Raw genomic sequence first — 12,595 nt, 5'->3', positions numbered from 1 at the left:
CTCCAACGCCCTCCCCGCGCCGKGGAGGAACTAAGGGACGCTTGACCCTTCTCCGGGCCGCGCTCCATCCGGGCGCGGCCGGGGGATTTCGGTTCTGACGGGGTGACGCTGCCGGACGCATCTCGTAGATAGCCGGCCATGTCCGACTCCCCTCTCTCAGCATCTCCCCCAGGCCGCCCGGCGCTTGCCTATCATCTGACCAAGGGCTCTGGGCCGACCATCGTCTTCCTGCCGGGCTATGCCTCCGACATGTCGGGCACCAAGGCGCTTGCGCTCGAGGCCTGGGCAAGAGCGGCGGGGCGGGGGTTTCTGCGGTTCGATTATAGCGGCTGCGGACAAAGTGAGGGCGTGTTCGAGGAGCAGAGCCTGGCGGGGTGGCGCGACGATGTGGTGACGATGCTCGACCAGCTGGTCGAAGGGCCGGCGGTGCTGGTCGGATCGTCGATGGGCGGGTGGCTGATGCTGCTCGTTGCGCGCGATCGGCCGGAGAAGGTGGCGGCGCTGGTCGGCGTTGCGCCGGCGCCCGACTTCACTGACTGGGGCTTCACCATGGAGGAGAAGATGGCGCTGCTCCAGACCGGTCGCCTGGAACGGCCTTCCGCTTATTCGGACACGCCGACGCTTTATACCGCGAAATTCTGGCAATCGGGCGAGGCGAACCGGCTGATGTTCGGGCAGATCGCCATCGATGTGCCGGTGCGCCTGCTGCAGGGTCAGGCCGATACCGATGTGCCGTGGACTCGCACCACACGGCTCACCGAGCTGATCCGTTCAGCCGATGTGCAGACAATACTCATCAAGGACGGCGACCACCGCCTGTCCCGCGATCGCGATATCGCTTTGCTCATCCAGGCAGTCGAGGATGTGATCCAGCGCCTATGATCCTGCTTCTACCAATGCTTCTGCAAGCCGCCGCTGCCCCGCAGGCAGGGCCGCCCGATCCGGTCGAGCAGCGCTTCGAGCGGTGCGTCAACCTCGCATCGAGCGATCCGGTCAAGGCCGAGGGCGACGCCGGCCAATGGCAGCGCGATGGCGGCGGATTCCTGGCGCATCAATGCCTTGGCATCACCTATGCGGCCGAGTTGCGATGGAGCGCGGCGGCGGCTGAGTTCGAATCGGCGGCGCGCGGCGGCGAGATCGCGCATGACAGGCGCGCGGCGAATTACTGGGCTCAGGCGGGTAATGCCTGGCTCGCCGCGGGCCAACCGCTGAACGCGCGCGGCGCGCTCAACGCGGCGCTGGCAAGCGGTACGCTCGAGGGCCTGCAGCGCGGTGAGGCCAATCTCGACCGGGCACGGGCGTTCGTCGCGAGCGGCGACCTTGCGAGTGCCCGCGCCGACCTGGATCGCGCCTGTGTCGATGCCGCGAGCGACCCGCTTGCCTGGCTGCTTTCGGCGACGCTCGCGCGGCGGATGGGCGAGGTGCCGCGGGCGAAGAAGGACATCGCCCAGGCGCTCCACCTTGCCGGCGACGATGCCTCGGTGCAGCTCGAGGCGGGCAATATCGCAGCGCTCGCAGGTGACGAGCCGGGCGCGAAGCTGGCCTGGCAGCGGGCGGTGAGCATCAAGCCGGACGGCGCTGCGGGCCGCGCTGCGCGCAATGCCCTGAGGCAGTTCGATCCGCCCGCAAAACCATAGGGTTCGGGGCTGTCGGGGCTGGCAAGAACGGCCGTCCGGCCCTATCTGGCTGTGGTCCCGACTGGAGCCTGACAATGCAATATCTCCACACCATGATCCGTGTCTCCGATCCCGATGCGACGATCCGTTTCTTCGAGCTGGTCGGCCTGAAAGAGGTGCGGCGGATCCAGAGCGAGCAGGGGCGCTTCACCCTGATCTTCATGTCGGTGCCGGGCGAAGAGGGTAAGGCCGAGGTGGAGCTGACGCACAACTGGGACCCGGAGGAATATGGCGGCGGGCGCAATTTCGGGCACCTCGCCTACCGCGTCGATAATATCTACGAGACCTGCCAGCGGCTGATGGACGCCGGCGTGACGATCAATCGCCCGCCGCGCGACGGCCATATGGCGTTCGTCCGCAGCCCGGACAATATCTCGGTCGAGCTGCTGCAGGACGGGCATCTCGCGCCAGCCGAGCCATGGGTATCGATGCCGAATACGGGCGTCTGGTAGCATGAGCGCGGCGGCGCGCGCCTTTCTGGCGATGACCGGCGCGCGCTTGCCGATCGTGCAGGCGCCGATGGCGAATTTTGCCGGGACCGAGCTGGCGATCGCGGCGATCGGCGCGGGGGCGGTTGGATCGCTGCCCTGCGCGGTGCTGGATGCCGAGGCGGTGGCGGCGCAGGCGGCGACGGTGCGGGCGGCCGCAAGCGGGCCGCTAAACCTCAATTTCTTCTGCCATCATCTCGGCCCGGCGCCTGACGAAACGCTGTGGCGGCAGAGCCTTGCGCGCTTCTATGCCGAGGAGGGCATCGCGCAGCCGACCGACAGCCCACCGCTGCGCCGGCCTTTCGATGCTGCGCTGGCGGATGCGGTCGAGGCAGTGCGGCCGGAGATCGTGAGCTTCCATTTCGGCTTGCCTGATGACGCCCTGCTGGCGCGAGTCCGAGCGAGCGGCGCGCGTGTTTTCGGCAATGCCACCACCTTGGCCGAAGCGATCTGGCTCGCAGAGCATGGCTGCGACGCGGTAATCGCACAGGGTTTCGAGGCGGGCGGGCATGCCGGGCATTTCCTGTCGGGCCATCATCCGGTCGGGCTGTTCGCACTGGTCCGCCAGATCGTCGAGGCGGTTCGCGTGCCGGTGATCGCGGCGGGCGGCATTGCCGATGCGCGCGGTGCGGCGGCGGCGATCGGGCTGGGTGCGGCGGCGGTCCAGATCGGGACCGCCTATCTGCGGACGCCCGAGGCCAAGCCGAGTGCGGTCCACCGCAAGCGGCTTGAGACCGCGACGGCTGACGACAGCGTCTTCACCAATGTGTTCACCGGCGGGCTCGCACGGGGCCTGCGCAACCGGCTGGTCGACGGGCTCGGGCCGGTAAGCGATGCGGCACCGCCCTTCCCTTATGCGAGCTCAGCGCTCGCCCCGTTGCGCGCCCATGCCGAGGCTGAGGGACGGGATGATTTCTCGCCGCTCTGGGCGGGCCAGGGCGTGGCACTGGCCCGCGCCGAGCCCGCGGCCGTCCTGACCGAGCGCCTCGGCGGCGCCGCCCTTTCTTCCGGGAGCTTTGCATGACCAATCTCGAAATCGTCCGGATCCCGGCGCTCAGCGATAATTATATCTGGTTGGTCCATGATTCGGTGTCGGACCAGACGATGGTGGTCGACCCCGCAGAAGCGGCACCGGTGCTGGCGGAAGCCGACCAGCGGGGCTGGCGGATCGGGCAGATCTGGAACACCCACTGGCACCCCGATCACACCGGCGGCAATGCTGCGATCAAGGCGGCGACCGGGGCCTTGGTCTTCGGTCCCTCCACCGAGGCGGAGCGCATCCCGACGCTCGACATCCCTTTGCGCGAGGGCGACACGGTGCGGCTGGGCACTCACGTTGCGACCGTGCTGGAGACGCCGGGCCACACCGCCGGCCATATCGTTTTCCATCTCCCCGGCGACGCAGTCGTCTTCACCGGCGATACCCTGTTCGCGATGGGATGCGGACGACTGTTCGAGGGCGATGCCGAGCAGATGTTCGACAATATGCAGCGGCTGGCGGCGCTCCCGCCCGAGACGATCGTCTATTGCGCGCATGAATATACCCAGGCCAATGGCCGCTTCGCGCGGGTCGCCGAGCCCGACAACCATGCAGTCGCCGATCGTATGACTGAGGTCGATGCAGCGCGCGAACGCGGCGAGGCGACGGTGCCGACGACGATCGCCGAGGAGCGCGCGACCAACCCGTTCCTCCGCGCCACTTCAGCTGAAGAGCTCGCCGAGCGACGCGCGGCAAAGGATGCTTTTCGCGGCTGAATGCGCTATGGGACAGGTGGCGGGGGCGTCGCACGAAGGAGCTTGTGATGCGTGTCCTGATCTCGCTGCTCGCAGTCGCTCTCGCGGGGTCGGCGGTTGCTGCCGATCGTGCGCCGCGCCAGACCGATGAGGAGAAGCTCGCCGCCGCGCTGAAAGGCCTGGTTCCCGACAAGCCGATGGACTGTCTCACCGATCGGACTCAGCCGTCGCAGCTCGAAGCTTATGGCTCGACGATCCTCTACAGGGTCAGCAAGAACCTGGTGTATCGCAACGACACTGGTGGCGGCTGCGAGCACATCGCGAGTGGCGACATCCTGGTCACGCAATCGATCTCGGGCCGGCTGTGCCGCGGCGATATCGGCCGGACCGTCAGCCCCTCGCCGCGTTTCCAGACCGGAAGCTGCTCGCTCGGCAGCTTCATCCCCTATCGGAGGCCGAAATGACCAAACTCCCCCTTCTCGCGCTTATCTTCGTCGCAGCGGGCGCAATGGCCGCCGACAGCAACCGCGATGAACGCGATCTCGCCAAGGCGCTTGCCGGCCGCACACCCGGAAAGCCCGCCGATTGTATGAGCTCGTCCTGGACGGACGGTCCGCAGATTATCGGCAACCGCACCCTGATCTATCGCGCGGGTAGCCGGGTCTGGCGCAACGACCTGCCCGCTGCATGTCCGGGGCTCGATGATGATTCGATCATCGTGGCCGAGATCCATGGCAGCCAGCTGTGCCGCAACGACCTTTTTTATACGCTCGAGCGCGGCGGCTCCCGCATCCCGGGCCCGCATTGCCGGCTGGGGATGTTCACCCCGTACGAGAAGCCGAAGAGCTGAGACCTGCCGCCGCGCTCGGTAAGGCAACCTGATCAGGAAGGAGACGGGGGCGCGGTTCAGTGCGCCCCCGGCCTGTCAGCTAGAAGGTACCGCGCAGCCCGACCAGCACCTGACGGCCCGGCTTGTACTGCGTGAAGGTGTCGTTGCTGAACTGGAAGTATGAGCGCAGCGTCGCATCAGTGAAGTTCGATACGTTGACGGTCAGCTGCGGCAGATGCGGAACGCCCAGGATCTTGTCGAGATCGAAGGCCGAGGAGAAGTCGTAGGTCGTATAATTGCTGTTGAACAGCGCCGCGGCCGGGATGCCGTTCTGCGCCGGACCGGAGCTCTGCGAACCACGCCGCGACGTGGTCGAGACGCGCAGCATCACGCCGTGCTTCTCGTAATAGCCGGTGATGTTGTAGGTGAACGGCGCGACGCCGAAGGCGACCGCGGCGCCCTTGGTCGTCTGATCGACGATCGTCGCATTGGCGTTGAAGCCGAAGCCGGTCACGCCGATGTGGCGGGTCAGGAAGTCGAGCGGCTGGACCCACTGGAATTCGAGGCCGTTGATCGTCAGCTTGTCTGCCACGTTGATCTGTGAGGTCAGCTGGACCTGCGCCGCGGTGGGGCCGCCGCGCGAGGTGATCGCGATCTGCTGAGTGGGATTCAGCGTGTCATAGGTGATGCCGTATTGGGCAAGCGACGTGAACGGCACGGTGGTGATGTTGGTGGTCGTGAAGCCAGTGATCGCCTTGCGGAACGCATTGAAACTGATCACGCCCTCGCGCCCGGTATAATATTCGAAGCCGAGATCGAGATTGGTTGACAGATAGGGCTTGAGCGCCGGGTTGCCGATCGTTGCCTGGTCGGCCGATGGCGCGCCGAAGTTCACGCCCGGAAGCTGCGCCGAGGGATCGGGCCGGGTCATGGTACGCGATCCGGCGAGGCGGACAACGGCGTGCTCGCCGATATCATAGGCGAAAGTCGCCGCCGGCAACCAGTTCGTATACTGGTTGCGGGTCGTCACCTGGTTGACGATATTGGGATAGCGGCTGCCATCCGGGATAGTCGCACCGCCGGCAGTGGTATTGCGCGGATCGGGCAACGAGACCCGGCCCCTGATCGTCTGGATCGTGTTGACGTAGCGCAGACCCACATTGAAGCGCAGCGTATTGCCGCCAAGCTCCTGCGAGCCGTTCAGGGTGGCGAAGGCGGATTTCACCACCTCACGAATAAAGCCGCCGCTTGCACCGGTATTGGCGCCGCCCGTGTCAGGCTCATTGTCGTGATAAAATTTGTAATTGGTCGCCTTGGCGAAGGCCGGGAAATTCACCGTCACAAAGCCTGCAGGACCAGGCATGAGATAGCCTGGGAAGGCCGAATTCGGCACCAGCGAACCGCCATAGGTCACCGGGCCTGTCAAGCCTGACGTATAGCCGGTGCCATATCCAGGATAGGTCGGATAGCCGGCGGGGGCAGCGCCCGGCGCATTCAGTCCGACACAGGGTGGCTGAGTGTTGGGGGAAGGCACAAACACATTGGGATTGTTGCCGCAGGCCGCGTTCTGCCACGCCTGGGTATTGTCGAAGCCCTGGATAAGGCGCGACACATCGTCAAAGGCGGCGCCGACCTTCAGGTTGAGCGCCGCGCTGCCCCAAATGACATCCCCGCGCACGCCCTTGGTCACATAGCGGCGGCGTTCGTCCTGGAGATTGACGCGCGCGCCGGTATTCCAGCCGAAATTCGCCGGATTGTTGAGGTCGATGCTCGATTTGATGATCGGGACGCCGCCGGTATTCGTATAATCGACTGTCGTGCCGAGGCCGAGAGGAGTCGTCCCGCCCACGGTCGGGCTCTCGCGATGGAAGGTCGAGCGGGAATAGTTGCCTTGGACCTCGACCTTCAACGAGTCGGAAACCTCCCACTCGCCGCCCGGGTTGATGTTGAACAGGCGAGTCGTCTCGATATAGGGACGGAATTCATCGAAGAACTGCGTATTGGCAAAGGTGCCGCTGGTCACCGAGCAGCCGGCGCTGCAATCCGATTTGTCGAATTTCAGATTGAGCGGGATGATGGCGCTGTTGCGCACGATCCAGGCCATATCTTCGCGGATCAGGTCGTTGTGCTTGTAGCCATAGAGCCCGTCGACATAGAAATGCAGCGTGTCGGTGGGGCGGAATTCCAGGCTGACAATGGCGTTGAAGCGGTCTCGCGTGCCGCGCTCGTCCGCAGGACGGCCAAGGCGCGGCAGCAGTGCATTGTCGATCTGCTGGATCGTCGCGCCCGGATTATGGGCGAGCAGAAAGGCCTGGTCGATGACCGTGCCGGCGACAAGCCCGCCGCCCGCGCCCACCGGAACGACCGCCGGAATGGTCCAGTTGCCGCCGCCCGTGCTGTTGCAACCGGTGGCGGCGCCGCACTGCGCGGCCGAGAGCGCTGGATTGGTATAGCCGATCGTCTCGAAACCCCGCGTCTCGGTGTGCAGGCGCTGGCCGGAGAAGCCTGCGAGGATGCCGATCGTATCGGTGTGCCAGCTGCCGAGCAGCGATCCGCGAACGCCGAGGGCATGTTCGATGCCCTGCTGTGATCCCTGAACATTGTAGCTGATATAGTTATTGGCACGGTCGAACGGACGCGCCGCGCGCAGATCGACATTACCGGCCGCGCCGCCCTCGAGCAGATCGGCTGTGTAGCTCTTGTTGACCGTCAGCTTGGTGAAGAGATCCGTCGGGAAAAAGCTGAGATCGACCGAGCGATCGGTGCCCTGAGCATCGGTCGCGCCGGAGGACGCTACGGGCATTGGCGATCCGTTCAGCGTCACGTTGGTGAAATTAGACCCCAGTCCGCGGATCGCGACGTTCACGCCTTCTCCGGTGATATCGCGGCTGATCGTGATGCCCGGGATGCGGTTGAAGGATTCGGCGATGTTGGTGTCGGGAAATTTGCCGATGTCTTCAGCGAAGATCGAATCGGTGAAGCCGGTGGATGCACGCTTGGCGTCAGTCGATTTGGCGAGGCTCGAGCGGTAGCCAGTCACGACGATATCTTCCGTCGCGCCCTGTGCCGGCGGGCTCGCATCCTGCGCTGCGGCGGCTTGGTCCTGCGGGGGCGCGGTTTGCGCGCTCGCGAAACTGATGGGGAGCACCGCGGCTGCGGTGGCGCAGAGCAAGGCAGCGCGGGTGAGGCGTTGGCGGGATTCAATCTGAAGCATTTCGGTATCCTCTCTGAGTTTCGCCGCCTCTTCATGAAGCGCGCGACAGCTGTGGGCGGGTGAAAGCGGTCGTTAGGGACTGGATCGGGCACTTGCCGGGGCGCGACTATTCGATGGCCTGCACTGGGCGCCCGATAATCGGGGGCAAAACCGCCATGACACCGGATATAGCCACATCACTGAAATCCCGCCCCTGTCATAACATTTTATGATAGCGCTATCATGCTATAGGATTGGTCATAATGTCAATCGCGCATTGGCAAGGCCAATTTAGCCTTTATTGGCACGGCAGACTCGCCACTTGGCGTGGATTCCGATCAGGCCATGTAGATTATAGGCGCGGATGTGATATCGCTCGGCAGCTTCAACCAACCAGGACATGCCCATGGCGTCGCGACCCAATCTCCTGGACTCTCAAGACCGGCGCGGCGGGGATCGCCTTTATCAGCGCCTTGCTCGAATCCTGTTTGACGAGCTCGCGACGCGCAAATACGCCGTTGGCGATCGCCTGCCGGCAGAGCGCGAACTTTCGCTCGAACACGGGGTCAGCCGTCCTGCTGTTCGCGAGGCCCTGATCGCGCTCGAGGTGCAGGGTTATGTCGAGGTGCGCCTTGGAGCCGGCGCCTTTGTGCGGCGGTTGCCGGGAGACGAAGAACATCAAGGCTTTGCCATTACGGCGTTCGAGCTGACTGAAGCGAGGCTGGTTTTCGAAGGTGAAGCAGCCGCATTGGCTGCAGTGCATATCACTGACGAGGAACTTGATGAGCTCGACGCCCTGGTTGAGCAGATCGGCCGCGAAAACCTGAAAACGGAGGTGACGGAGGACGCTGACCGCGAGTTTCATTTCGCCATCGCCAAGGCGACGCGCAATGCGGCGATGGTGATGACGCTGGAAAATTATTGGCGGGTGCGCTCCACTTCACCCGAATGCGCCTTGCTCCATGACAAGGCCCGCAGTGCCAAGGTGCGGCCGGTCGTGTCCGAGCACAGTGCGATCGCGGTCGCGTTGCGCGCGCGCGATCCCATGGCAGCGCGCGCTGCGATGCGCGCGCATTTGTCCGCCGTGATGGAGCACCTTCTCTTCACCACCGAAAAGCTGGCGGTCGAAGAAGCGAGGCGGACTGCAGCGACGACGCGTGAGCGCTACCGCGCGGCGGTCCAGGCCTAGCCGCGATCGGGTAACCAAAACGCAGAAACTGGTAGGACCAGTATGCTGTTCAGTACGTCCTGACTCAGACCTACAGCACGAACCGCGAGAGATCGGTGTTGCGGGCGATCGCGGCCAGCTGCTTGTCGACATAGGCGCCGTCGATCACCAAGGTCTCGCCGCGGCGATCCTCAGCGTTGAAGCTGACCTCCTCGAGCAGTTTCTCCATCACCGTCTGCAACCGGCGGGCGCCGATATTCTCGATCTCGCCATTCACCTCGGCGGCGATGCGCGCCACGGCACGGATGCCGGTCTCGGCGAATTCGATCGTCACCCCCTCGGTGCCAATCAGCGCAACATATTGCTGCGTGAGCGATGCCTTGGTGTCGGACAGGATCGCGACGAAATCCTCCTCGGTCAGCGCCTTCAGCTCGACGCGGATCGGCAGGCGGCCCTGGAGTTCGGGGAGCAGGTCGCTCGGCTTGGCGACATGGAAGGCGCCTGACGCGATGAACAACACATGGTCGGTCTTCATCGGCCCATATTTGGTCGCGACCGTGGTGCCCTCGATCAGCGGCAACAGATCGCGCTGCACGCCTTCGCGACTGACCGAGCCGCCACGCACGTCCGACACAGCGATCTTGTCGATTTCGTCCAGGAAGACGATGCCGTTCGCCTCAGCATCGGCAAGCGCGACGCGGCTGACCTCATCCTGGTCGAGACGCTTGTCCGCCTCTTCCTCGATCAGCTTTTCCCAGGCGCTGGGGACGGTGAGCTTGCGGCGCTTGAGCGGTGCGCCGCTGCCGAACGCCTTGCCCATCATCTCGCCGAGATTGATCATGCCGATCTGGCCAGGCACCTCGAACGGCATTTGCGGCTGGGCTTCGAGCTCGACCTCGATCTCGGTATTCTCGAGATGGCCGTCGCGGAAGCGCTGGCGGAAGGCCTCGCGGGTCGCCTCGCTGGCGCCCTTGCCAGTCAACGCGTCGAGCAGGCGCGCCATCGCGGCCTCCTCGGCCTTGTCCTTCACCGCGACGCGGCGGCGCTCCTTTTCGAGCCTGATCGCTTCCTCGACGAGATCGCGCGCGATCTGCTCCACATCGCGGCCGACATAGCCGACCTCAGTGAATTTGGTCGCCTCGACCTTCACGAAAGGGGCGTCGGCGAGCTTTGCCAGGCGGCGGCTGATCTCGGTCTTGCCGCAGCCGGTCGGGCCAATCATCAGGATGTTCTTGGGGGTCACCTCATCGCGCAGATCGGCACCGAGCTGCTGGCGGCGCCAGCGATTGCGCATCGCAACCGCGACCGCTTTCTTGGCGTCGGCCTGGCCGATGATGTGCTCGTCGAGCGCTGCGACGATGGTCTTGGGTGTGAGTGCTTCGTTCATTTTCTACTCTTTAGCCCCTCCCCTTCAGGGGAGGGGTTGGGGTGGGGCAATGTGTCATGATGCGGGGGCGGAGGAGAGTCCCCCACCCCCAACCCCTCCCCTGAAGGGGAGGGGCTTTTGAAGTCAGGTCGCGCTGTCGAGCGCCTCAACGGTCAATCGGTCATTGGTGTAGACGCAGACCTCGGCCGCGATGGCCATGGCCTTGCGGCAGATCTTCTCGGCGTCGTCCTCGTAATCGACGAGCGCGCGCGCGGCCGCGAGGGCATAGTTGCCGCCCGAACCGATCGCCGCGATCCCCGCTTCCGGCTCGAGCACATCGCCGTTGCCGGTGAGGATCAGAGTCACATCCTTGTCGGCGACAATCATCATCGCTTCGAGGTTGCGGAGATATTTGTCGGTGCGCCAGTCCTTGGCCAGTTCGACCGCTGCCCGCAGCAATTGGCCGTGATGCTGCTCGAGCTTGCGTTCGAGCCGCTCGAACAGGGTGAAGGCATCGGCCGTCGCCCCGGCGAACCCGCCGATCACCGATCCGTCACCGAGGCGGCGGACCTTCTTCGCATTGGGTTTCATGACTGTCTGGCCCTGAGTCACCTGGCCGTCTCCGGCGACGATGACGCGTCCATTCTTGCGCACGGAGAGAATTGTCGTGCCGTGCCACGTGTTGTCGTTCCCGCTCATGGGCGGCATATGGGATGGAGAATGCGGCTGTGCAATCCGGGGGCGACATGACGACAGGCAGCGGGAAAGCCAGTGGGGACAGGCCCGACCATCCGCTCGAGCGGCTGATCTTCTTTTCTGACGCGGTGTTCGCGATCGCGATCACCCTGCTGATCATCGATGTGCATGCGCCCGAAGTGCGATTGGGGTCGCCGGACCAAGCCTATATCCACGCACTGCTCCATCTGACGCCGAGCCTGTTCGGCTTCTTCATCAGCTTCTTCGTGATCGGCGCCTTCTGGGCTGGGCATCACCGCGCCTTTGCACTGGCGGGCCATTATTCGGAAAAGCTCAACGGGCCGAACCTCATGTTGCTCTGTTCAGTGGTGTTCCTGCCCTTCAGCACATCCTTTATGAGCCACAATATCGGCACGCTCGTCCCGGTCCAGGTCTACAACCTGTCGCTCATCGCGGCCGCGCTGCTGAACATTCGGCTGATTCGAATCGTCACCGCACCCCCGATCGTCTCCGAGGCGGTGAGCGCCGAACGGATTGCGATTGTCCGGGCGCGCGGCCCGTCGGTCGTGCTCGGCGCCCTGTGCGCGATGCTGGTCGCCATCTGGGATCCGCGGTTCAGCCAGATGGCGCTGGTGACCATCCCGCTATGGCTGCGCCTGTTGCGCGTGTGGACGCAAAGGCGGTTCGCGGCGGCGGTCGCCTGAACGATCGGGCCAAGGAACAGGGCGCGCCGAAGCGGGTTGATCGGGCGAGGAGACCCGCGATGACCCATGACAGCGACGTCAAGCCGACCACCACCCAGCCTGCCCCCAACATCTCGACCGAGCGCCCGCGCGGCGATGATCATGGCGCCGACCAGACCGAGACTCAGCCAGCACCCAACCTTTCGACTGAGCATCAGGAGGAGGGCGATGCGCGCTTTCCAGCCGCCGGGCTCGATCGCGGCAAACCGGCGGAGGATGATGGCGGCCGGAAGAGTTCGCTGACCAAGAACGCCTGAGTGCGGTCGTACTCCGGCGCGTCAGCCGTTCGCGCCGGCCGTTGCCGAGTTCATTGCCCCGCGATCTTCGACCAGCGAAGGTGCCGGCCCGGTAGCGGGGCGAAGCGCGTCGCGCTCGCCTGGCGGGACCGGCGCGGTCGGATCCGGACGGAAGTCGATCGGCGCACGGGCGTCGGGCCCGGGATGCGGCTGATCGAGCGCGAGATCCGGCGCCGGGTGTTCGGCCGAGCCGGCACTATCCCGGCGGCGCGCAAAGATCGCCGCAATCGCGCCGCCGATCGCCAGCACGGCTGCGCCCACTGAAACTGCGGTAACGGTGCGGTTCGGCTTCGACGACTTCGCGGATTTCTTGCTCGCCATGCTCGGGGGTCCAGCTGTCAATGGGATCGACCGCACCAACGGACCTGAGCCGCCGGTGTTCCTCTCTACGCGGCCAAGCGCTGCA

General features: G+C 65.0%; 14 protein-coding genes. 10 read left to right on the top strand and 4 right to left on the bottom strand.

What is annotated here, in order from left to right; translation table 11 throughout:
- Nucleotides 1-138 precede the first annotated feature (138 nt).
- The 7 genes from AC1DVS_RS14425 (at nucleotide 139) to AC1DVS_RS14395 (ending at nucleotide 4,748) form a co-directional block, all read left to right on the top strand.
- Nucleotides 139-882, top strand: a complete 744-nt coding sequence (locus AC1DVS_RS14425) for an alpha/beta hydrolase (protein WP_478024124.1) — start codon at nucleotides 139-141, stop codon at nucleotides 880-882.
- A gap of 14 nt (nucleotides 883-896) precedes the next feature.
- Nucleotides 897-1,637 (top strand): tetratricopeptide repeat protein, encoded by a 741-nt coding sequence (locus AC1DVS_RS14420; RefSeq protein WP_478024122.1) that lies wholly within the window; start codon nucleotides 897-899, stop codon nucleotides 1,635-1,637.
- Nucleotides 1,638-1,711: 74 nt separating this feature from the next.
- The gene (locus AC1DVS_RS14415) at nucleotides 1,712-2,128 is read left to right on the top strand and encodes a VOC family protein (protein ID WP_478024120.1); all 417 of its coding nucleotides are present in this window, start codon (nucleotides 1,712-1,714) and stop codon (nucleotides 2,126-2,128) included.
- A gap of 1 nt (nucleotide 2,129) precedes the next feature.
- Complete coding sequence (locus AC1DVS_RS14410) at nucleotides 2,130-3,188, top strand: NAD(P)H-dependent flavin oxidoreductase (RefSeq protein ID WP_478024118.1); 1,059 nt, start codon at nucleotides 2,130-2,132, stop codon at nucleotides 3,186-3,188.
- The gene (gene gloB / locus AC1DVS_RS14405; protein ID WP_478024116.1) at nucleotides 3,185-3,919 is read left to right on the top strand and encodes a hydroxyacylglutathione hydrolase; all 735 of its coding nucleotides are present in this window, start codon (nucleotides 3,185-3,187) and stop codon (nucleotides 3,917-3,919) included. Before AC1DVS_RS14410 ends, gloB begins: the two co-directional genes overlap by 4 nt.
- Nucleotides 3,920-3,966: 47 nt before the next feature.
- Nucleotides 3,967-4,362: a hypothetical protein gene (locus tag AC1DVS_RS14400; protein ID WP_478024115.1), complete on the top strand. Its 396-nt coding sequence runs from the start codon at nucleotides 3,967-3,969 to the stop codon at nucleotides 4,360-4,362.
- On the top strand, nucleotides 4,359-4,748 hold the full coding sequence (locus AC1DVS_RS14395) for a hypothetical protein (RefSeq protein ID WP_478024113.1): 390 nt from the start codon (nucleotides 4,359-4,361) through the stop codon (nucleotides 4,746-4,748). Before AC1DVS_RS14400 ends, AC1DVS_RS14395 begins: the two co-directional genes overlap by 4 nt.
- 79 nt (nucleotides 4,749-4,827) lie before the next feature.
- Here the strand turns inward: AC1DVS_RS14395 and AC1DVS_RS14390 are convergent, their stop codons facing one another.
- Nucleotides 4,828-7,941, bottom strand: coding sequence for a TonB-dependent receptor (locus AC1DVS_RS14390; protein WP_478024111.1), 3,114 nt, complete (start codon nucleotides 7,939-7,941; stop codon nucleotides 4,828-4,830).
- A gap of 385 nt (nucleotides 7,942-8,326) precedes the next feature.
- On the opposite strand from AC1DVS_RS14390, the gene AC1DVS_RS14385 reads away from it, so the two are divergent.
- Nucleotides 8,327-9,109 (top strand): FadR/GntR family transcriptional regulator, encoded by a 783-nt coding sequence (locus tag AC1DVS_RS14385; RefSeq protein ID WP_478024110.1) that lies wholly within the window; start codon nucleotides 8,327-8,329, stop codon nucleotides 9,107-9,109.
- 70 nt (nucleotides 9,110-9,179) lie between these two features.
- Here AC1DVS_RS14385 and hslU read toward each other — a convergent pair whose 3' ends face one another.
- Nucleotides 9,180-10,475, bottom strand: coding sequence for an ATP-dependent protease ATPase subunit HslU (gene hslU / locus AC1DVS_RS14380; RefSeq protein WP_478024109.1), 1,296 nt, complete (start codon nucleotides 10,473-10,475; stop codon nucleotides 9,180-9,182).
- A gap of 123 nt (nucleotides 10,476-10,598) precedes the next feature.
- Entirely contained in the window at nucleotides 10,599-11,153 is a 555-nt protein-coding gene (hslV, locus tag AC1DVS_RS14375; RefSeq protein WP_478024107.1) for an ATP-dependent protease subunit HslV, read from the bottom strand.
- Between the two features lie 47 nt (nucleotides 11,154-11,200).
- Between hslV and AC1DVS_RS14370 the strand changes: the two genes are divergently transcribed.
- Together AC1DVS_RS14370 and AC1DVS_RS14365 are read left to right on the top strand one after the other, a co-directional pair.
- Nucleotides 11,201-11,854 carry a TMEM175 family protein gene (locus tag AC1DVS_RS14370; RefSeq protein ID WP_478024106.1) on the top strand — a complete coding sequence of 218 codons (654 nt, stop codon included), beginning with the start codon at nucleotides 11,201-11,203 and terminating at the stop codon, nucleotides 11,852-11,854.
- A 59-nt stretch (nucleotides 11,855-11,913) separates the two neighbouring features.
- Nucleotides 11,914-12,150 (top strand): hypothetical protein, encoded by a 237-nt coding sequence (locus tag AC1DVS_RS14365; protein WP_478024105.1) that lies wholly within the window; start codon nucleotides 11,914-11,916, stop codon nucleotides 12,148-12,150.
- Nucleotides 12,151-12,171: 21 nt separating this feature from the next.
- Here the strand turns inward: AC1DVS_RS14365 and AC1DVS_RS14360 are convergent, their stop codons facing one another.
- On the bottom strand, nucleotides 12,172-12,510 hold the full coding sequence (locus AC1DVS_RS14360) for a hypothetical protein (protein ID WP_478024103.1): 339 nt from the start codon (nucleotides 12,508-12,510) through the stop codon (nucleotides 12,172-12,174).
- Nucleotides 12,511-12,595 lie beyond the last annotated feature (85 nt).

It is taken from the genome of Sphingomonas sp. P3_C5 (genome assembly GCF_056402635.1).
This window is presented reverse-complemented; position numbering and strand designations above follow the sequence as displayed.